The sequence below is a fragment of the Streptomyces sp. NPDC052114 genome (genome assembly GCF_040680155.1).
Classification (GTDB): domain Bacteria; phylum Actinomycetota; class Actinomycetes; order Streptomycetales; family Streptomycetaceae; genus Streptomyces.
The window spans coordinates 225,033-247,574 of sequence record NZ_JBFAWC010000012.1 but is presented as its reverse complement, the minus strand read 5'-3'; the positions used below and the strand labels follow the sequence as shown (position 1 = coordinate 247,574).

The following is a 22,542-nucleotide window of genomic DNA, read 5'->3' as shown; positions in this document are numbered from 1 at the left end:
GGTCCGGATCACGACTCCCCCAGCTCTTCGTCGATCATTGCGAACACTTCGTCCTGGGACGCGGCGCCCAGGTCCCAGCCCTGCGCCCCGCCGCCCGAGGTGACGACCGAGTCGGGGCTGACGCGGCGCAGCAGCTTCTCCAGCCGCTCCGCCACCTCGCCCCGGGCGGGGTCGTCGTCGCGCAGGGTGGCCAACTCCACGTCGAGCCGGTCCAGTTCGGCCAGCAGCGGGCTGCTGGTGGAGGTCTCGTCGCCGCACAGCAGGTCGTGCAGGTAGGCGACGAGGTCGGCGACCGTCGGGTAGTCGAAGATGAGGCCCGCGGGCAGCTTGTGGCCGACGGCGCCGCCGAGCCGGTTGCGCAGCTCCACGGCGGTGACCGAGTCGAGCCCGAGCTCGCCGAACGGCCGGGCGAGCGGCACCGATTCGGCGCCGTCGTGGCCGAGCACGGCGGCGGCGTGGGTGCGGACGGCCTCGCGCAGCACGCGCTCCTGCTCCTTGCGGGCCAGGCCGCGCAGGCGCTCGGCGAGCGCGGGGCCCGCCTGTCCGCCGCCGGAGCCCGGCCGGTCGGCGGCCGCCTCCTGCGGGCGGGCGACCTCCGCGAGGCCGTACAGCAGGGGGCTGGGGCGTGCGGCGGTGTAGGCGAGCTGGAACTTCTCCCACTCGATGTCCGCGAGCACCACGAAGGTGTCGTCGCCGGACAGCGCCCGCTCCATGGCGAGGGTCGCGCGCCGCGGGGACATGAGCGGCACCCCGTGCCTGCGGCGCAGGTCGGCGACGGCGTCCTTCTCCGCCATGCCGCCCTGGTCCCACGCGCCCCAGCCGATGGACGTCGCCACCCGGCCCTGCGCCCTGCGGTACCAGGCGAGGGCGTCCAGGTAGGCGTTGCCGGGCGCGTAGTTGCCCTGGCCCGCGGCGCCGAAGGTGCCCGCGGTGGAGGAGAAGAGCACGAACGCCGACAGGTCCGCGTCGGCGGTCAGCTCGTGGAGGTTCCAGGCGGCACCGGCCTTGGAGCGGAGCGCGGCGGCCACGCGGGGGACGGTCAGCGTCTCCAGCGGGCCGTCGTCCAGGGCGGCCGCGGTGTGGAAGACCGCGGTCAGCGGGCGCTCGGCGGGGATGCCGGCGAGCACGGCCGCCAGCGCGTCGCGGTCGCCCGCGTCGCAGGACAGGATGGTCACCCCGGCGCCCGCCGCGGTCAGTTCGGCCCGCAGCTCGGCGGCGCCCTCGGCCCGTTCGCCGCTGCGGCTCAGGAGCAGCAGGTGCTCGGCGCCGCGCTCCGCGAGCCACCGGGCGAGGTGGCCGCCGAGCGCGCCGGTGCCGCCGGTGATCAGGACGGTGCCCTTCGGGGTCGGCCAGGCACCGGCACGGCCCGCCTCGGCGGCGGTGCGCACCAGCCTCCTGGCGCGGACGCCGGAGGGGCGTACCGCGAGCTGGTCCTCGCCGGACTCGCCGGTGAGCAGCGCGCACAGCCGGTCGATGTCCTGGTCGGCGGGGTCGGCGGGCAGGTCGACGAGGCCGCCCCAGCGGTCGGGGTACTCCTGGGCCGCGACCCGGCCGAGGCCCCACACCATCGCCTGCCGGGGTCCGGTGAGTTCGCTCTCGCCACCGGTGGTGACGGCGCCGCTGGTCACGCACCACACGGGCGCGGTGACGGCGGTGGCGGCCAGCGCCTGGATCAGGCCGAGGGTGCGGGTGAAGCCGACGGGGACGCCCGGGTGCGCCGGGTGGGACTCCTCGTCGCGGCCGGTCAGCGCCAGGACGCCGGCGGCCTGTTCGTGTCCTTCGACGGCGCGCAGTCGTGCGGCGATCTCCTCGGCGTACGCGGTACCGGCGTCGTCGGCCGTCTCCGCGGGGAGCAGGACGGGCCGGACCGAGCCGCCGCGGCGCTCGACGCCCGCGGCGACGAGGTGCACGGCCGGGTCGTCGGCGTGCTCCTCGGGGACGGCGAGCAGCCAGGTGCCCGACAGGCGGGCCTTGGTGTCCTGGACGGGCGTCCACTCGATGCCGTAGCGCCAGGCGTCCACGGCGGACTCCTCGCGCTGCCTGCTGTGCCAGGCGGAGAGCGCGGGCAGGACGGTGGCGAGCGAGGAGCGCACGGAGTCGTCGGCGACGCCGAGCGCGGAGGCGACCTCTTCGGTGTCGCCGCCGTCGACCGCCGTCCAGAACGCGCCGTCGACGCCGGGTGCCGCGGTGCCCTTGGCGGGCGCGGGCGCGTCCAGCCAGTAGCGCTGGCGGGCGAAGGCGTAGGTGGGCAGGTCCACGGTCCGGCCGCCGTCGAGCGTGCCCGACCAGTCCACGGGGGCGCCGGCCACGAACAGTTCGGCGAGCGCGGTCAGCAGCCGGGCGTGGCCGCCGTCGTCGCGCCGCAGGGTGCCGGCGACCACGGGCTCGGCCGCGAGGTCCGCCAGGCTGTCGGCGATGCCGTTGGTCAGCACGGGGTGGGGGCTGACCTCGACGAAGACGCCGTGGCCCGCGTCGGCCAGCGCCTGCGCGGTCTGCTGGAAGCGGACGGGCTCGCGCAGGTTGCGGTACCAGTACTCGGCGTCCGCCACACCGTCCGCGAGCAGTTCGGCGGTGACGGTCGAGTACATGGGTACGTCGGCCGGGCGCGGGGTGACGGGAGCGGCCAGCTCAAGGAGGGCGTCCTTCAGCAGCTCGACCTGCGGGGTGTGGGAGCCGTAGTCCACCGGGATCCGGCGGGCCCGCACACCGTCGCGCTCGCACGCGGCCATCAGCTCGTCCAGCGCCGCCGCCTCACCGGCGACCACCGTCGACTGCGGACCGTTGATCGTGGCCACACTGATCCGACCGGCCCACGGCTCGATCAGTTCTTCCGCGGCGTCCTCGCCGATCGGTACGGACACCATCCCGCCCTGACCCGCCAGCTCACGCCCGATCAACTGGCTGCGCAGCGCCACGATCCGCGCCGCGTCCTCGATCGACAGCACACCGGCGACCACCGCGGCCGCCAGCTCACCCTGCGAATGACCCACCACGGCAGCGGGCTTGACCCCGTGCGCACGCCACACCTCGGCCAGCGAGACCATGACCGCCCACAGCATCGGCTGGATCACGTCCACGCGGTCCAGGGACGGTGCGCCCTCCCGCTCGCGCAGCACGTCCGCGGGCACCCAGTCGATGTGCGGCGACAGCGCGGCCGCGCACTCGCCGAACCGCCCCGCGAACACGGCGGAGGAGTCGAGGAGTTCGGTCGCCATGCCCGCCCACTGCGAACCCTGGCCGGGGAAGACGAACGCGGTCCGGGTGTCGCGTGCGGCGGTGCCCTGGATGACACCGGCCGGCTCCTCGCCGCGGCCGAACGCGGCCAGGCGGTCCAGGAGTTCGTCGCGGTCACGGCCGATGACGACGGCACGGTGGTCGAAGCGCGCCCGTGTGGTCAGCAGCGAGCGGGCCACGTCGACGGCGGCGGCCGAGCCGGCGCTCACGTGGGCGTGCAGCTTGGTGGCCTGCTCGCGCAGGCTCTCCGCGCTCTTGGCGGAGATCACCCAGGGCAGGGGGGCGCCGGTGTCGGGGCCGGCCTCGGGCGCCGCCTCGGGGGCGTGTTCGAGGATGATGTGGGCGTTGGTGCCGCTGATGCCGAAGGAGGAGACGGCGGCCCGGCGCGGGCGGCCCGTCTCGGGCCACGGCACGCTCGCGTCGGCGAGGCGCACGCCCGCGGAGCCCCACTCGATGTGCGGGGTGGGGTCGTCGACGTGCAGGGTGCGCGGTACGACGCCGTGGCGCAGGGCGAGCACCATCTTGATGACGCCCGCGACACCGGCCGCCGCCTGGGTGTGGCCGATGTTGGACTTCACCGAGCCGAGCAGCAGCGGGCGCTCCTCGGGGCGGTCCTGACCGTAGGTGGCGAGCAGCGCCTGGCCCTCGATGGGGTCGCCCAGCGGGGTGCCCGTGCCGTGGGCCTCGACGGCGTCGACGTCGGCGGCGGTGAGCCCGGCGTTGGCGAGCGCCTGGCGGATGACGCGCTGCTGGGCGGGGCCGCTGGGCGCGGTCAGGCCGTTGGAGGCGCCGTCCTGGTTGAGGGCGGAGCCGCGCAGCACGGCGAGGACCGGGTGGCCGTTGCGGCGGGCCTCGGAGAGCCGCTCGACGACGACCATGCCGACGCCCTCGGCGAAGCCCATGCCGTTGGCCTCGGCGGAGAACGCCTTGCAGCGGCCGTCGGGCGAGAGGCCGCTGATCCGGCTGAACTCCACCATCGGGCGCGGGGTCGACATGACGGTGACACCACCGGCGACGGCCAGCGTGCAGTCGCCGTTGCGCAGGGAGTGCGCGGCCTGGTGCAGGGCCACCAGGGAGGACGAGCACGCCGTGTCGACGGTGATCGCGGGGCCCTCCAGGCCCAGCGTGTAGGCGATGCGGCCGGAGGCGACGCTGTTGGCGCTGCCGTTGCCGAGGTAGCCCTCGTAGCCGCTGAGCAGGTCGGGGAAGCGCGCGGCGTAGTCGTTGTAGATGAGGCCGGTGAAGATGCCGGTCGGGGTGGAGCGCAGCGTGCCGGGGTCGATGCCGGCGCGCTCCAGCGCCTCCCAGGTGGCCTCCAGGAGCAGCCGCTGCTGCGGGTCGGTCGCCTGGGCCTCGCGGGGCGACATCCCGAAGAAGCCGGGGTCGAAGTCCGCCATGTCGTGCAGGAATCCGCCGACCTTGGCGAAGTGCAGGTCCGGGGACTCGGGGTTGTGCAGGTCGACGGAGTCCCAGCCGCGGTCGGTGGGGTAGTCGCCCATGGCGTCGCGCTCGTCGGTGAGCAGCCGCCACAGCGCCTCGGGCGAGTCGACGCCGCCGGGGAAGCGGCAGCTCATGCCGACGATCGCGATCGGGTCGTCGTCGCCCGCGCCGGCGGCGGCCGGTGCGGCGAGCGGGACCGCGCGGTCCGGCGCTGCGCCGGCGTCCACGCCGAGCCGCGCGCCGATCTCGGCCGCGAGCGCGACCGGGGTCGGGTGGTCGAAGACGGCGGTCACGGGCAGCCGCAGGCCGGTGGCGGAGCCGATGCGGTTGCGCAGTTCGACGGCGGTCAGCGAGTCGAAGCCCATGTCGCGGAAGGCCCGGTCGGTCTCCACCGCGTCGGCGCCGCCGTGTCCGAGGACGACCGCGGCCTGGGTGCGCACGAGGTCGGTGAGGGCGCGGTCGCGGTCGGCAGGGGCCAGCGCGGCGAGCCGCTCGCGCAGCCCGTCGCCGCCGCCCGCCGGGGAGTTGGCGGCGGCGCGCTTGGCCGTGGTGCGCACGAGGGCGCGGAACAGCGGGGCCGGGGGCCGCTGTTCGCGCAGCGCGGCCACGTCGAGGCGGACGGGGACGGTGTACGGGTACGGCAGGCGCACCGCCGCGTCGAACAGGGCGAGGCCCTCGTCCGTGGTGAGCGGGCGGATGCCGATGCGGCGCATCCGGTCGAGGTCGGCGGTGCCCAGCGTGCCGGTCATGGCGCTGCGGTCGGCCCACAGCCCCCAGGCCAGGGAGTGCGCGGGCAGGCCCTGGGCGCGGCGCTCCTCGGCGAGGGCGTCGAGGAAGGAGTTCGCCGCCGCGTAGCCGCCCTGGCCCGCGGAGCCGAGGGCACCGGCGGCCGAGGAGAAGAGGACGAACAGCGCCAGGTCGCGGTCGCGGGTGAGCTCGTGCAGGTGCCACGCGGCGTCCAGCTTGGGGCGCAGCACGGTGTCCAGGCGCTCGGGCGTGAGGGCGGAGACGATGCCGTCGTCGAGGGCGCCCGCGGCGTGCACGACGCCGGCGAGACCGTCGATGCCGTCCAGGAGCGTGCCGAGGGCGGCGCGGTCGGCGGCGTCGCAGGCCTCGACGCGCACGGTGGCGCCGAGTCCGGTGAGTTCGGCGGCGAGTTCGCGGGCGCCGGGGGCGTCCTGGCCGCGGCGGCTGGTGAGCACCAGGTCGGTGACGCCGTGTCCGGTGACCAGGTGGCGGGCGACGGCGGAGCCGATCAGGCCGGTGCCGCCGGTGACCAGGACGGTGCCGTCGAGGGCCGGGCGCGCGTTGGTGAGGACGACCTTGCCGGTGTGGCGGGCCTGGCTCATGTGGCGGAAGGCCTGCGGCACCTGGCGGGTGTCCCACGCGGTGACCGGCAGCGGGGCGAGCTCGCCGCGGGCGAAGAGGCCGGCCAGGTGCGTGAGCATCTCGCCGAGGCGGTCGGCGCCGGCCTCGCCGAGGTCGAAGGCGCGGTAGCGCACGCCGCCGTGGGCGGCGGCGATCTCGTCGGCGTCGCGGATGTCGGTCTTGCCCATCTCGACGAACCGGCCGCCGCGCGGCAGCAGTCGCAGCGAGGCGTCGACGTACTCGCGGGCCAGGCTGTTGAGGACGACGTCGACGCCGCGCCCCTCGCTCCGCGCGAGGAAGCGGTCGGCGAAGTCGAGGCTGCGCGAGGAGGCGAGGCGGTCGGCCTCGACGCCGGTGGCGCGCACGGTGGGCCACTTGGGCTCGCTCGCCGTCGCGTACACCTCGGCGCCGAGGTGGCGGGCGAGCTGCACGGCGGCCATGCCGACGCCGCCGGCGGCGGCGTGCACGAGGAGCGACTCGCCCTCGCGCAGCTCGGCGAGGTCGACGAGCGCGTAGTAGGCGGTCAGGAACGCCGCGGGCACGGACGCCGCCTGGGCGAACGACCAGTGGGCGGGCATCGGGACGAGCATGCGGCTGTCGGCGATCGCGGCGGGTCCCGCGTACGAACCGGACAGCAGGCCCATGACGCGGTCGCCCACCTGGAACCCGGTGACGCCCGGGCCCACCTCGGTGACGACGCCCGCGCCCTCGCTGCCGAACAGCGCCTCGGTGTTCGGGACGACGCCCAACGCCACCAGTACGTCGCGGAAGTTGACGCCCGTGGCACGCACGGCGACCCGTACGCGGCCGTCCGCAAGCGGCTCGGCGGAGCGCGGGGCCTCGGCGAGGCGCAGCCCGTCCAGGGTGCCCGCCGTGTCCAGGTCCACGCCCCAGGCCTCGGCCGGGGGAAGCGCCAGGGTGCCCGCGTCGGCGGGGGCGACCCGGCCGAGACGGGGCACGGACACCGCGCCGGAGCGGATCGCGAGCGCGGACTCGGCCGCGGCGACCGCACCGGCGACGGCGGCGGGCAGGGCGGCCGCGGACGCCGGGTCGCCGTCCAGGTCGGCCAGCAGGAAGCGGTCGGGGTTCTCGGTGTGCGCGGTGCGCAGCAGGCCCCGCACGGCCGCGTGCGCGGGCTCGGGGCGCTCGCCCGGCGCGACGGCCGCGCCGCCGCGGGTCACCACGGCGAGCCGGGCCTCCGCGAGCTCGGGCAGGTCGAGCCACTCCTGTGCGGTGGCGAGGGTCGCGGCGAGGAGTGCGCGGACGGCGGCCGGGGTGTCCGTGTCGGCCGGCGCGGGGCAGGCCAGGAACACGGTCGTCGGCACCGGGCCGCCCGCGCGGACGCTCTCGGCGAGCGCGGCGAGGTCGTCGTGGCGCGGCAGGTCCAGGCCCGGCAGCGTGTCACCGAGGACGGCCGAAGGGCCGAAGGCATCGTTGTCTTCCGAACCGCCCGCGAACGGCGTCCAGTTGACCTCGTACAGCGAGTCCACCCGCTGACCTGCGACCGCGTCGGCGGTCAGCGGGCGCGAGGTGAGCGCGTCGATGGTGAGGACGGGCAGTCCGGTGTGGTCGGTCAGCCGCACCGCGAGGGTCTCGGCGCCCGTCGGCGTCAGCTGGACGCGCGCCGTGGTGGCCCCGGTGGCGTGCAGGCGGGCCCCGGCGAACGAGAACGGCATGAGGCGCTCGCCCTCGCCCTCCAGGAGGGTCACCAGGCGGGTCTGGAGCGCGGCGTCGACGAGCGCGGGGTGCACCCCGAAGCGCCCGGCGTCCCGCTCGGCGCCCTCCGGCAGCGCGACCTCGGCGAACAGCTCGTCGCCGCGCCGCCAGACCGCGCGGATGCCCTGGAAGACGGGTCCGTAGCCGTAGCCGGTGGCCGCGAGGCGGTCGTAGAGCCCGTCGATGTCCACGGACTCGGCACCGGCCGGCGGCCAGGCTGTGTCGGCGGTGCCGCGCTCCTCGGCGGGCGCGGCGGTCAGGAGGCCCTCGGCGTGGCAGATCCACTCGGCGCCGTCGTCCTCCTGCCCCGGGCGCACGGTCCGGGAGTGCAGCCGCACGGCGCGCCTGCCCTGCTCGTCGGGGGCGTCCACGGCGACCTGGAGGTCGGCCACGGCGTCGCCGCCCGGCACGGCCAGCGGGGCGTGCAGCACGAGTTCGTCCAACTGCTCGGCGCCGACGCCCTCGCCCGCGCGCAGCATGAGTTCCAGCACGGCGGCGCCCGGCACCAGCGCCCGGCCCATGACGGCGTGGTCGGCGAGCCAGGGGTGGGTGTGCAGCGATATGCGGCCGGTGGATATGTGTCCTTCGCCGTCCGCGAGGGCGATGCCGGCGGCCAGCAGCGGGTGGCCGAGCGCGGCGAGACCGGCCCCGGAGACCTCCGCGGTGCCCGCCGCGCCGTCCAGCCAGTAGTGGCGGTGCTGGAAGGCGTACGTGGGCAGCTCGACGCGGCGCGCGCCGGTCCCGGCGAACACCGCCTGCCAGTCGGGCTCCACGCCCCGCGCCCACAGGGCGGCGAGCGAGGTGAGGAAGCGGCGGCCGTCGCCCTGGTCACGGCGCAGCGTGCCGCCCGCGAAGACGTCCACACCCACCGACTCGCCGGTCTCCTCGACCGGGGAGGTCAGCACCGGATGCGGGCTGACCTCGACGAAGGTCGTGTGACCCGCGGCGATCAACTCCCGCACGGTGTCCAGGAAGCGGACGGGCTCGCGCAGGTTGCGGTACCAGTAGTCCGCGTCGGCCACCCCGTCCGCGAGCAGCTCGGCGGTCACGGTCGAGTACATCGGTACGTCACCGGAGCGCGGCGTCACCGGCGCGGCCAGCTCCAACAGCGCGTCCCTCAGCAGCTCGACCTGCGGGGTGTGCGAGCCGTAGTCCACCGGGATCCGGCGGGCGTTGACCCCATCGCGCTCGCACGCGGCCATCAGCTCGTCCAGCGCCGCCGCCTCACCGGCGACCACCGTCGACTGCGGACCATTGATCGTGGCCACACTGACCCGACCGGCCCACGGCTCGATGAGCCCCTCGGCCACCTCTCGCCCGACCGGGACGGACACCATCCCGCCCTGACCCGCCAGCTCACGCCCGATCAACTGGCTGCGCAGCGCCACAATGCGCGCCGCGTCCTCGATCGACAGCACACCGGCGACCACCGCGGCCGCCAGCTCACCCTGCGAATGACCCACCACGGCAGCCGGCTTGACCCCGTTGGCACGCCACAGCTCGCCGAGGGAGACCATCACGGCCCACAGCATGGGCTGGATGACGTCCACGCGGTCCAGCGACGGGGCGCTCGGCTCCTGCCGCAGGACGTCCGCGGGCACCCAGTCGATGTGGGGCGCGAGCGCGGCGGCGCACTGGACGAAGCGCTGCGCGAACACCGGCGAGGAGTCCAGGAGTTCGGTCGCCATGCCCGCCCACTGCGAACCCTGACCCGGGAACACGAACACGACACCATCGGCCTCATCGGCCCGCACACCCGAGACCACACCCTCGGCGGGCTCCCCCGCCGCCACGGCCTCCAACGCCGCCAGCAACTCCGCACGATCCGAACCCAGCACCACCGCACGGTGCTCAAGACCCGCCCGCGACGACACCAACGACCAGGCCAGATCGTTGGTTGACGAGGTGTCGGCAGTGGCGACGAAATCACGCAGCCGCTCCGCCTGCCCCTGCAGACCCGCGGCCGACCGGCCCGACAGCACCCACGGCACCACACCGGAACCGGCCACCACACCCGCAGGACCGGCCTCAGCCGCACTCACGGCCGGAGCGGACTCGGCCTCAGGAGCCTGCTCCACGATCACGTGCGCGTTCGTACCGCTCACGCCGAACGACGAGACACCGGCGCGGCGCACCCGGCCGGTCTCCGGCCACGGACGCTCCTCGGTCGCCAGCTCCACGGCGCCCGACGCCCAGTCGACGTGCGGCGTCGGCTCGTCGACGTGCAGCGTCTTCGGCACGGCGCCGTGCCGCATCGACTCGACCATCTTGATGACGCTGGCGACACCGGCGGCGGCCTGCGTGTGGCCGATGTTGGACTTGAGGGAGCCGAGCAGCAGGGGGCGGTCCTCGGGACGGTCCTGGCCGTACGTCGCAAGGAGCGCCTGCGCCTCGATCGGGTCGCCCAGGGCCGTGCCCGTGCCGTGCGCCTCCACCACGTCCACGTCGGACGACGCGAGGCCGGCGCTCGTCAGGGCCTGGCGGATGACGCGCTGCTGCGCGGGACCGTTGGGCGCGGTCAGACCGCTGGAGGCGCCGTCCTGGTTGACGGCGGTGCCACGGATCACGGCGAGGACCTGGTGGCCGTTGCGGCGCGCGTCCGAGAGGCGCTCGACCAGCAGCAGACCGACGCCCTCGGAGGCGCTCATGCCGTCGGCGGCGGCGGCGAACGCCTTGGAGCGGCCGTCGCGCGCAAGACCCTGCTGGCGGCTGAACTCCGTGAACAGGTCGGGCGTCGACATGATCGCGACACCGCCGGCGAGCGCCATCGTGCACTCGCCCTGCCGCAGCGCCTGCACCGCCAGGTGCAGCGCGACCAGCGAGGAGGAGCAGGCCGTGTCCACCGTCACGGCGGGGCCGGTCAGACCGAAGCTGTAGGCGATGCGGCCCGAGGCCACGCTGCCCGCGGTGCCGGTCATGGCGTGGCCCTCGACCTCTTCGGGGATCGCGGGCAGCCTGCTGCCGTAGTCGCGGAAGCTGGAGCCGATGAAGACACCGGTCCTGCTGCCCTCCAGGGCGTCCGCGGAGATGCCGGAGCGCTCGAAAAGCTCCCAGGAGGTCTCCAGGAGGAGTCGCTGCTGCGGGTCCATCGCGAGCGCCTCGCGCGGCGATATGCCGAAGAAGGAAGCGTCGAACTCCCCTGCCTCGTGCAGGAATCCGCCCTCGGCGACGTACGACGAGCCGGGACGCTCGCCCGTCACGTCGATGAGCGAGGCCGGGTCCCAGCCGCGGTCCTCCGGCAGCCCGGTGATGGCGTCGCCGCCCTCGGACAGCAGCCGCCACAGGTCCTCGGGCGAGGCCACGCCGCCGGGGAAGCGGCAGCTCATGCCGACGATCGCCACCGGCTCGCTGCCCGCCGACTCCGCGGCCTGCAGCCGCGACTGGGTCTCCTTCAGCTCGGCCGTGACCCGGGTCAGGTAGTAGCGGAGCTTCTTGGCGTCATCCATGCTTGCGTGCCCCCGAGGGTGAGACGGAAGTGTGCGTGCGCCCGCGGGAGGGCGCCGGTCAGAGCCGCGACGTGAGCAGGGGGTTCAGGAGATCCCGAACTCTTTGCCGATGTAGTCGAAGATCTCGTCGTTGCTTGCGGATTCGAGGTCCTCGGCGTCGACGGCGTCGTCGCCGTCGGGAGCCGTGCCGGTGGCGGCGCGCAGCAGTTGCCGCAGCCGTCCGGCCATCTCGGTTCTGTTGGGGTCGCCGTCGGGCAGTCGGGTCAACAGCGCTTCGATGCGGTCGAGTTCGGCCGTGCCGGGCGCCGTGCCATCCGCGGGGTCCGCGGCCGGCCCTTCGTCGTCGAAGAGTTCGGTGCCGAGGTGGCGCACGAGCTCCGTGACGGTCGGGTAGTCGAAGATGACGGTGGTGGGCAGGCGCAGTCCCGTCGCGACGTTGAGACGGTTGCGCAGTTCGACGGCGGTGACGGAGTCCAGACCGAGTTCGAGGAACCGGCGCCGGAGCTCCACCGTCTCCACCGAGTCGTGGCCGAGGACGGCCGCCACCTGGGCCCGGACGACCTCGCGGAGCTGCCGCTCGCGCTCGGCCGGCGCGAGCGCGGCGAGGCGCTCGGGCAGAGCGCCCGCGGCGGTGTCCTCCGTGGGCTCGTCCGCGGTGAGGACGGCACGGGCGTCGGGCAGTTCGTCGAGCAGCCGGCTGGGCCGCGTCGCGGTGTAGGCGTGCGCGAACCGCTCCCAGTCGATGTCGGCGATCACCAGGCTGGTGTCGCCGTTCGCCAGCGCCGCCTCCAGGGCGACGGTGGCGCGCTCGGGCCGCAGCAGGGGTACGCCGTGCCGGGTGCTGGTCTCCCCCACCGCGTCGAGTCCCGCCATGCCGCCCTGGGCCCAGGAGCCCCAGGCCACCGAGGTGGCGACGAGGCCCTGTGCGCGGCGGTGCTGGGCGAGGGCGTCGAGGTAGGCGTTGCCGGGGGCGTAGTTGCCCTGGCCCGCCATGCCGACGGTGCCGGCCAGCGACGAGAACAGCACGAAGGCGGAGAGGTCCAGGTCCCGGGTCAGCTCGTGGAGGCGCCACGCGCCGCCCGCCTTGACCCGCAGCACCCGGTCGAGCTGCTCGGGCGTCAGCGTGCTCAGCGCGCCGTCGTCCAGCACGGCCGCGGTGTGCACGACCATCGTGAGCGGGCAGTCGTCGGGCACGTCGGCCAGCAGCTCGCGCAGGGCGTCCGCGTCGGCCACGTCGCAGGCGGCGACGGTGACGCGGCTGCCCGCCGCGACCAGCTCGGCCGTCAGCTCGGCGGCGCCGGGGGCCGTGTCGCCCTGCCTGCTGACGAGCAGCAGGTGTTCGGCGCCCCGGGCGGCGAGGCGACGGGCGACCTGGCCGCCGAGCGCGCCGGTGCCGCCGGTGATCAGGACGGTGCCCCGGCCGGGGGTCCAGTCGTCGGCCGCCGCGTCGCCGAGGGGCGCGCGGACGAGCCGTCGGCCGTACGTACCCGTGGCGCGGACCGCGACCTGGTCCTCGTCGGCGTCGCCCGCGAGCACCGCGCACAGCCGTGCGAGGGCGCGGTCGTCCGGCTCCCGCGGCAGGTCCACCAGACCGCCCCAGCGGGCGGGCAGCTCCTGCGCGGCGACCCTGCCGAGGCCCCAGACCAGGGCCTGGGCGGGACTGGCGAGCGGGTCGCGGTCGCCGGTGGACACCGCTCCGCTCGTGACGCACCAGAGCGCGGCGTCCGCGTCGGCGGCCTCCAGCTCCTGGAGCAGCGCGAGGTTCGCGGCGTATCCGGCGGGGACGGCGGACGCGTCCGTGAGGGGCGTCTCGTCCAGGGCGAGCAGCGACAGGACACCGGCCGCGCCGGGGTGCGCCGCGAGGGCGTCCGCCCAGGGACGCGCGCCGTCGCCGGATCCGTCCGCCACGAGCGGTTCGGCCTCGGCGCCCTGGGCGCGCAGCACCGTGGCCACCGTCTCGTACAGCGGGCCGTCGAGCTGTTCCGGGGTGACGGCCAGCAGCCAGGTGCCGGTCAGGGTGCTCCTGGCGCCGCCGGGGAGCGACTTCCAGTGCGCCCGGTAGCGCCACGAGTCCAGGGCGCTCGCCTCGGCGTGCCGCTTGTGCCAGGCGGACAGCGCGGGCAGGACGGTGGTGAGTCCGGTCGGCGTCTCGTCCAGGCGCAGGGTCCTGGCCAGTCCTTCCAGGTCCTCGCGCTCGACGACGTCCCAGAAGGCGGAGTGCGGGTCCGCGGCCGTCGCGGGGCGGACCTGCGCGGTGTCGAACCAGTAGTGCCGGGTCTGGAAGGCGTACGTGGGAAGGTCCACGCGGCGGGCGCCGCTGGCGGCGAACACCGCCCGCCAGTCGGGGGCGATGCCCCGGACCCACAGCTCGGCCAGGGAGGCCAGGAGGCGCTGCGGGCCGCCCTCGTCGCGGCGCAGGGTGCCGACCACGGTGACGTCGGTGGCCGCGGCCTCTCCGGCGTCCGCGATGGCGTACGTCAGGACGGGGTGGGGGCTCGACTCGACGAAGGTGGTGTGCCCGGTCTCCATCAGGGCCCGGACGGTGTCGAGGAAGCGGACGGGCTCGCGCAGGTTGCGGTACCAGTACTCGGCGTCCGCGGCGCCGTCCGCGAGGAGTTCGCCCGTGACGGTCGAGTACATGGGTACGTCGCCCGCACGCGGCGTCACCGGCGCGGCCAGCTCCAACAGCGCGTCCTTCAGCAGCTCGACCTGGGGGGTGTGCGAGCCGTAGTCCACCGGGATCCGGCGGGCCCGCACACCGTCGCGCTCGCACACGGCCATCAGTTCGTCGAGGGCCGCCGCCTCACCGGCGACCACTGTCGACTGCGGACCGTTGATCGTGGCGACGCTGATCCGGCCGGCCCACGGTTCGATGAGCTGCTCGGCCGCCTCCTGTCCGATCGGTACGGAGACCATCCCGCCCTGACCGGCCAGTTCACGCCCGATCAGCTGGCTGCGCAGCGCCACGATGCGCGCCGCGTCCTCGATCGACAGCACACCGGCGACCACGGCGGCCGCCAGCTCGCCCTGCGAATGACCGACCACGGCAGCCGGCTTGATCCCGTTGGCACGCCAGACCGAGGCCAGCGAGACCATCACGGCCCACAGCATGGGCTGGATCACGTCGACGCGGTCCAGGGACGGCGCGCCGTCCCGCTCCCGCAGGACGTCCTCAGGAGTCCAGTCGATGTGGGGCGCCAGCGCGGCGGCGCACTCGCCGAACCGCTCCGCGAACACCGCGGAGGAGTCGAGGAGTTCGGTCGCCATGCCCGCCCACTGCGAACCCTGGCCGGGGAAGACGAACACCACGTCCGAGGCGCCTTCGGAGGCCACGCCCGACACCACACCGGCCGCGGGCTCGCCCTCCTCCAGAGCCTTCAGGGCGGTGAGGAGTTCCTCGTGGTCGGCGCCCAGCAGCACCGCGCGGTGCTCCAGACCCGCCCGCGAGGACGCCAGCGACCAGCCCACGTCCGCGATCGACAGGTCGGCGGACGCGGCCACGTACGCGCGCAGCCGCGCGGCCTGGCCCCGCAGCCCGTCGGCCGACCGGCCCGAGACGACCCACGGCACCACACCACCACCACCGGCCGGTCCGGCCGGGCCCTCACCGGTCACGGAGCGGACCGGAGCCTGCTCCTCCACCGGGGCCTGCTCCACGATCACGTGCGCGTTCGTGCCGCTCACGCCGAACGACGAGACACCGGCGCGGCGCGCCCGGCCCGTCTCCGGCCACGGACGCTCCTCGGTCACCAGCTCCACCGCGCCCGACGTCCAGTCCACGTGCGGGCTCGGCCCGTCGACGTGCAGCGTCTTGGGCACCGCGCCGTGGCGCATCGACTCGACCATCTTGATGACACTGGCGACGCCCGCGACCGCGGAGGTGTGGCCGATGTTCGACTTCAGCGAGCCGAGCAGCAGCGGCCGGTCGGCGGGGCGGTCCTGGCCGTAGGTGGCCAGCAGCGCCTGCGCCTCGATCGGGTCGCCGAGCGTCGTGCCCGTGCCGTGCGCGTCCACCACGTCCACGTCGGACGCGGTGAGCCCGGCGTTGGCGAGGGCCTGCCGGATGACCCGCTGCTGGGAGGGGCCGTTGGGCGCGGTCAGGCCGTTGGACGCGCCGTCCTGGTTGACGGCCGAACCGCGGATCACGGCGAGGACCTCGTGGCCGTTGCGCCGGGCCTGGGACAGCGGCTCCAGGAGGAGGACGCCGACGCCCTCGCCCCAGGACGTGCCGTCCGCCGCCGCAGCGAAGGGCTTGCAGCGGCCGTCGGGGGCGAGCCCGCGGTTCTGGCTGAACTCGGTGAAGACGCCCGGCGTCGACATGACGGTGACACCGGCGGCGAACGCCATCGTGCACTCGCCCTGCCGCAGTGCCTGCACCGCCAGGTGCAGCGCCACCAGCGAGGACGAGCACGCCGTGTCCACCGTCACCGCCGGGCCGGTCAGCCCGAAGCTGTACGAGATGCGGCCGGAGGCCACACTGCCCGCCGCGCCGGTGAACAGGTATCCGCCGGAGTCCTGGGCGTTGGCGGCGTCGGTGCCGTAGCCGTGCGGGACGATGCCGACGAACACGCCGGTCCTGCTGCCGCGCAGCGACGCCGGGTCGAGGCCCGCGCGCTCCATGGCCTCCCAGGAGGTCTCCAGGAGGAGGCGCTGCTGCGGGTCCATGGCGACGGCCTCGCGCGGCGAGATGCCGAAGAAGGACGCGTCGAACTGGCCCGCGTCGTGCAGGAATCCGCCCTGGTCGACGTAGCTGGTGCCCGCCCGCGTGGAGTCCGGGTCGTAGAGCGCGTCGAGGTCCCAGCCGCGGTTGTCCGGGAGGCCGCTGATGGCGTCCTGCCCGTCGTGCAGCATCCGCCACAGGTCCTCGGGCGAGCGCACGTCGCCGGGGAAGCGGCAGCTGGTGGCGACGATCGCGATGGGGTCGTCGCCGGACGCCGTGCGGGCGATCCGGGCGGCGACGGCCGCGGCGGCCTCGTCGGCCGGGGCCTGCGGGGCGTCCCCGCCGAGGACGCGGTCGCGCAGGTGCTCGGCGAGCAGCTGCGGGGTCGGGTAGTCGAACACGGCGGTCGGCGCGAGGGTCTGCCCGGTCGCGATGGTCAGCCGGTTGCGCAGGTCCACGGCGGTCAGCGAGTCGAAGCCCGCCTCGCGGAACGCCCGGTTGACCTCGACCTCCTGCGCCGAGGACCAGCCGAGAACGGCCGCGGCCTGGCCGCACACCTCGTCCAGGACGACACGCAGCCGCTGGGTGTCGGTGGGGGCGTCGAAGACCTTCTGCCGGAAGCCGTCGACCGGTTCGGTGACCGGCGCGGAGGGCAGCTCCACGAGCACCGGGGCGCCGGCGGCCGAGGGCGCGAGCCAGTAGCGCTCGCGCTGGAAGGCGTACGTGGGCAGTTCGACGGGCTCGTCGGCGGCGGGGGCGAACAGCGCGGTCCAGTCGGGGCGGACGCCGCGGATCCACAGCTGCCCGAGGTTGGTGAGGAACTGGCCGACGCCGCCCTGCTCGCGGCGGAGCGTGCCGGCGCAGAGGATGTCGCGCTCGGCGGCGTGCCCGACGGACTGCAGCGGGGCGGTCAGCACCGGGTGGGCGCTGATCTCCAGGAAGACCCGCTTGCCCGCGTCGAGCATGTTCTCGACGGTGTCCTGGAAGCGGACCGGGCGGCGCAGGTTGTCGTACCAGTACTGGGCGTCCAGTTCCGCGCCGTCGATCGGCTCGGTGGTGACGGTCGAGTACATCGGGATGGTGCCGGTGCGCGGGCGGACCGGGGCGGCGCCTTCGAGCAGCGGCTCCTTGAGCGCCTCGACCACGGGGGTGTGGGAGGCGAAGGTCGCGGGGACGACCCGCGGGCGCAGCTCGGCCCGCTCGGCCTCCTCGCGCACCTCGGCGAGGACCTCGGGGAGACCGCCGACCACGGTGGAGCCGGGGCTGTTGGCGGCGGCGATCCAGATGCCCTCGCGTCCCGCGAGCATCTCCTCGACCCGGTCGACGGGCGCGGAGAGCGTGAGCAGCCCGCCGCTGCAGTCCAGTTCGGCCGCGGCGAGCCTGCTGCGCAGCACCACGAGCCGGGCGCCGTCGGCGAGCGAGAGCGCACCGGAGAAGCAGGCCGCGGCCAGCTCTCCCTGGGAGTGGCCGACGACGGCCGTGGGCAGCACGCCGACGGAGCGCCAGACCTCGGCGAGCGAGATCATGACGGCCCACAGCACGGGCTGGAGGACGTCCACGCTCTCCAGGACCGTGGCGTCGCGCACGATGTCGAGCAGATTCCAGTCGACCTCGGCGGAGAGCACCTCGGCGCAGCGGCGCATGGAGTCGGCGAACACCGGTGAGGCGGCCATCAGTTCGGCGGTCATGCCCGCCCACTGGTGCCCCTGCCCGGGGAAGACGAAGACGAGGTCGCCGGGGGCGTCGGGCGCCCTGCCGGTGAGGACGTGCGGGGCGGACTCCCCCGTGGCCAGGGCGTCGAGTCCGGCCAGGAAGGTCTCCCGGTCGTCGGCGACGACGACGGCGCGGTGCTCCAGCGCCGACCGGGTGGTGGCCAGGGCGCGGCCCAGCTCCTCGTCCGTCACGGCGCTGTCGGCGGCGAACTCCCGCAGCCGCGCGGCCTGGGCGCGCAGTCCCGCCGCCGTGCGGCCGGAGACGACCCAGGGCAGCGCGCCGCCCGCACGGGGCCGTGCGGCGGGCGCGGGTGCCGCCTCGGCGGGGGCCGGGGTGTGCGCGGGTGCCTGTTCGAGGATCACGTGGGCGTTGGTGCCGCTGATGCCGAAGGAGGAGACACCGGCCCGCCGGACCGTGTCGGTGCCGGGCCACGGGGTGCTCTCGGTGGCGAGCCGCACCGCGCCCGCGGTCCAGTCGACCTCCGGGGTCGGGCCGTCGACGTGCAGGGTGCGCGGGACCAGGCCGTGCCGGATGGCGAGCACGGACTTGATGACGCCCGCGACGCCCGCGGCGGCCTGGGTGTGGCCGATGTTGGACTTGAGGGAGCCGAGCAGCAGCGGCCGGTCATCGGGCCGGTCCTGGCCGTACGTGGCGAGCAGCGCCTCGGCCTCGATGGGGTCGCCGAGCGCGGTGCCGGTGCCGTGGGCCTCCAGCATGTCCACGTCGGCGGAGGTGAGACCGGCGCGCGTCCAGGCGTCGCGGATGACCTGCTGCTGCGAGAGGCCGTTGGGCGCGGTGAGGCCGTTGGAGGCGCCGTCCTGGTTGATCGCGGAGCCGCGGACGACCGCGAGGACGCGGTGGCCGTTGCGGCGGGCGTCCGCGAGCCGCTCGACGAGCAGCATGCCGGCGCCCTCGGAGAAGCCGGTGCCGTCGGCGGCCGCGGCGAAGGCCTTGCAGCGGCCGTCCTGCGCGAGCCCCTGCTGGCTGGTGAGTTCGGTGTAGATGCCGGGCGTCGACAGGACGGTGGCCCCGCCGGCGAGCGCCATCGAGCACTCGCCGCGCCGCAGGGACTCCACGGCCAGGTGCAGCGCCACCAGCGAGGACGAGCACGCGGTGTCGATGGTGAGCGCGGGTCCGGTCAGGCCGAGGACGTAGGCGATGCGGCCCGAGGCGACGCTGGTGGTCTTGCCGGTGAGCATCAGGCCGTCGAGGGTCTCGGGCGCCTCGTGCAGCCGGGGGCCGTACTCCTGGTCCATCGTGCCGACGAAGACGCCGGTCCTGGTCCCGCGCAGCTCGTCCGGGTCGATGCCCGCACGCTCCAGGAGCTCCCAGGAGGTCTCCAGGAGGAGGCGCTGCTGGGGGTCCATGGCGAGCGCCTCGCGCGGCGAGATGCCGAAGAAGCGCGGGTCGAAGTCGGTGACGCGGTCGATGAACCCGCCGGTTCCGGTGGTGACCCGGCCCTGGCCGTCGGGGCTCAGGAGCCGCTCCAGGTCCCAGCCTCGGTCGTCGGGGAAGGGCGTGATGGCGTCCTGGCCGGAGGTGACGAGCCGCCACAGGTCCTCGGGCGAGGCCACGCCGCCGGGCAGGCGGCAGCTCATGGAGACGATGGCGATGAGGTCGTCGTCGTCCGCCGCGCCGTCGTGTCCCGCTGCGCGCACGGCGACGGCCGCGGTGGGGCCGTCGCCGCCGCGTATGGACTCCAGGTGTCCCGTCAGCCGGGCCGGGGACGGGTGCGAGAAGAGGGTGGCCATGGTGAGCCGCCCGCCCAGCACGGTGTTGAGCCGTCCGCGCAGGTCGCCCAGCATGATCGAGTCGAAGCCGAGGTCCTTGAACGAGCGCCGGGCGTCGATCTCCTCCGGCGCGCCGTGCCCCAGCACGGCGGCCGTCTGGGCGCGTACGGCGTGCCCGACGTCCCGCGTGCCGTCGGCGCCGTCGTCGTGCGCGGCGGCCGGCTCGTCGGCCGCCGGGGCCGCCACGGCGTCGGGGGCCGTGACCTCGCCGTCCAGCCAGTGGCGGCGGCGCTGGAAGGCGTACGTGGGCAGCTCGACGCGGCGCGCGCCGGTCCCGGCGAACACCTCGGTCCAGTCGGGGGTGCCGCCGTGTGTCCAGAGCGCGGCGAGCGAGGTGAGGAAGCGGCGGCCGTCGCCCTGGTCACGGCGCAGCGTGCCGCCCGCGAAGACGTCCACACCGACCGACTCGCCGGTCTCCTCGACCGGCGAGGTCAGCACCGGATGCGGGCTGACCTCGACGAAGGTCGTGTGACCCGCGGCGATCAACTCCCGCACGGTGTCCAGGAAACGCACCGGCTGCCGCAGATTCCGGAACCAGTACTCCGCGTCGGCCGTACCGTCCGCCAGCAGCTCGGCGGTCACGGTCGAATACATCGGTACGTCACCGGAGCGCGGCGTCACCGGAGCGGCCAGCTCAAGGAGGGCGTCCTTCAGCAGCTCGACCTGCGGGGTGTGCGAGCCATAGTCCACCGGGATCCGGCGGGCGTTGACCCCGTCGCGTTCACACGCGGCCATCAGTTCATCGAGCGCCCCCGCCTCACCCGCGACCACCGTCGACTGCGGGCCATTGATCGTGGCCACACTGATCCGACCGGCCCACGGCTCGATGAGCCCCTCGGCCACCTCTCGCCCGACCGGGACGGACACCATCCCGCCCTGACCCGCCAGCTCACGCCCGATCAACTGGCTGCGCAGCGCCACGATCCGCGCCGCGTCGTCCAGGGAGAGCACACCCGCGACCGCGGCGGCCGCGATCTCGCCCTGGGAGTGCCCCACCACGGCCGAGGGCCGCACGCCGTGCGCACGCCACACCTCGGCCAGCGAGACCATCACGGCCCACAGCATCGGCTGGACCACGTCCACGCGGTCCAGGGACGGCGCGCCGTCCCGCTGCCGCAGGACATCCTCGGGGGACCAGTCGATGTGGGGCGCCAGCGCGGCGGCGCACTGGACGAAGCGCTGCGCGAACACCGGCGAGGAGTCCAGGAGTCCGGTCGCCATGCCCGCCCACTGCGAACCCTGACCCGGGAACACGAACACGACACCATCGGCCTCGTCGCCTCGCACACCGGAAACCACACCCTCGGCAGGCTCACCCGCCGCCACGGCCTCCAACGCCGCCAGCAACTCCGCACGATCCGAACCCAGCACCACCGCACGGTGCTCAAGACTCGCCCGCGACGACACCAGCGACCAGGCCAGATCGGCGATCGACGAGGTCTCGGCGGCCGTCGTCACGAACTCCCGCAGCCGCTCCGCCTGCCCCTGCAGACCCGCGGCCGACCGGCCCGACAGCACCCACGGCACCACACCGGAACCAGCCACCACACCCGCAGGACCGGCCCCGGCCGCACTCACCGCCGGAACGGAATCGACCTCAGGAGCCTGCTCCACGATCACATGCGCGTTCGTACCGCCCAAACCGAACGACGACACGCCCGCCACCAGCGAAGTCTCCGGCCGCGGCCAGGGCGAGCGCTCGGTGTTGACCTGGAGGTGCCAGTCGTCGAGCGGGATGGCGGGGTTGGGCGTCTCGAAGTTGAGGCTCGGCGGGAGCGCTCCCGCTTCGAGCGAGAGCAGCACCTTGATCAGGCCGACGATGCCCGCGGCACCCTCCAGGTGGCCGACATTCGTCTTGACCGAGCCGACCCGCAGCGGTGCGTCCGCCGGGCGGGTGGCGCCGAGGACCGCGGCGAGCGCCGCCGCCTCGATGGGGTCGCCGACGGCGGTGCCGGTGCCGTGGAGTTCGACGTACTGGACGTCCTCGGGGCGTACGTCCGCGGCTTCGTGGGCGCGGCGGAGCACGTCCTCCTGGGCCTGCCGGCTGGGGGTGGTGAGGCTGTCGCCGCCGCCGTCGTTGTTGACGGCGCTGCCGCGCAGGACGCCGTGGATGTGGTCGCCGTCCTCCAGCGCCCGGGCCAGCGGCTTGAGCAGGACGAAACCGCCGCCCTCGCCGCGGACGTAGCCGTTGGCGCGGGAGTCGAAGGTGTAGCAGCGGCCGTCGGGCGAGAGTCCGCCGAAGCGCGAGACGGTCAGGGTGCCGTCGAAGGTGAGGTTCAGGTTCACGCCGCCGGCGAGGGCGACCTCGCACTCCCCGGCGCGCAGGCTCTGGCAGGCCATGTGCACGGCGACGAGGGAGGAGGACTGGCCCGAATCGACGGTCAGGCTGGGGCCGTTGACCCCGAGGAGGTAGGAGAGCCGGTTCGCGATCATGCTGCGCTGGAGACCGGCGAGGGTGTGGTGCGAGACGGCTGCGGAGCTGCGCTGCCGGGTGAGGGTGGCGTAGTCGTCACTCATCGCGCCGACGAAGACACCGGCGCGCCGTCCCGTCAGACGGTCGGGGGTGATGCCGCCGTTCTCCAGGAGTTCCCAGCCGAGTTCGAGCGCGAGGCGCTGCTGGGGGTCCATGGCCGCGGCTTCGCGCGGCGAGATGCCGAAGAAGTCGGCGTCGAACTGATCGATGCGGTCGAGGAATCCGGCGCGCTCGGACGTTAACTGCGCGTCGTCGGCGGGGCGTTGAGGCCAACGCCCGTCCGGAACCGGACCCACCGCGTCCACTCCGTCGAGGAGGAGCTCTCGTAACTGGGCGACGGAACCGGCCTGCGGCAGTCGGCAGGAGAGCCCCACCACCGCGATCTGGTTGCCATCACCGTGCTGCGCCGACCGAGCAGCCCTGGACAAGATTGAACCCCCGCTGGATCTTTTGGATTCGTCGAAGTCGCCCCGCATATCCATCGGCCGATGACGCCGACAGGCAATTTCTACCCGGAAGTAACTCCCGGAGAAACTGTGCGTTTTTTTCAATTCGCCGAGAAAACAGATCAGTTCAAATGCGTACATCAACTCTGCCACACCGCTAACGAGAGTGACAATGTGACGGGGGTCACAAGGCGTTCCCGCTGGTCCAGGACGTCAAGGACGTGCCAAAGAAGTGCCGTTGACATGCCAAAGAAGT

At 74.6% G+C, this 22,542-nt stretch carries 2 protein-coding genes; both read right to left on the bottom strand.

Features of this window, described 5'->3' with window-relative positions:
* Nucleotides 1-8: 8 nt before the first annotated feature.
* Nucleotides 9-11,204, bottom strand: coding sequence for a type I polyketide synthase (locus AB0L89_RS26805; RefSeq protein ID WP_365145791.1), 11,196 nt, complete (start codon nt 11,202-11,204; stop codon nt 9-11).
* Nucleotides 11,205-11,288: 84 nt separating this feature from the next.
* Nucleotides 11,289-22,268, bottom strand: a complete 10,980-nt coding sequence (locus AB0L89_RS26800; RefSeq protein ID WP_365145788.1) for a type I polyketide synthase — start codon at nt 22,266-22,268, stop codon at nt 11,289-11,291.
* Between the last annotated feature and the right edge of the window lie 274 nt (nt 22,269-22,542).

Excerpts from the sequence above, each read along its gene's own strand:
- AB0L89_RS26805 (WP_365145791.1), bottom strand. The coding sequence starts at position 11,204 with ATGGATGACGCCAAGAAGCTCCGCTACTACCTGACCCGGGTCACGGCC.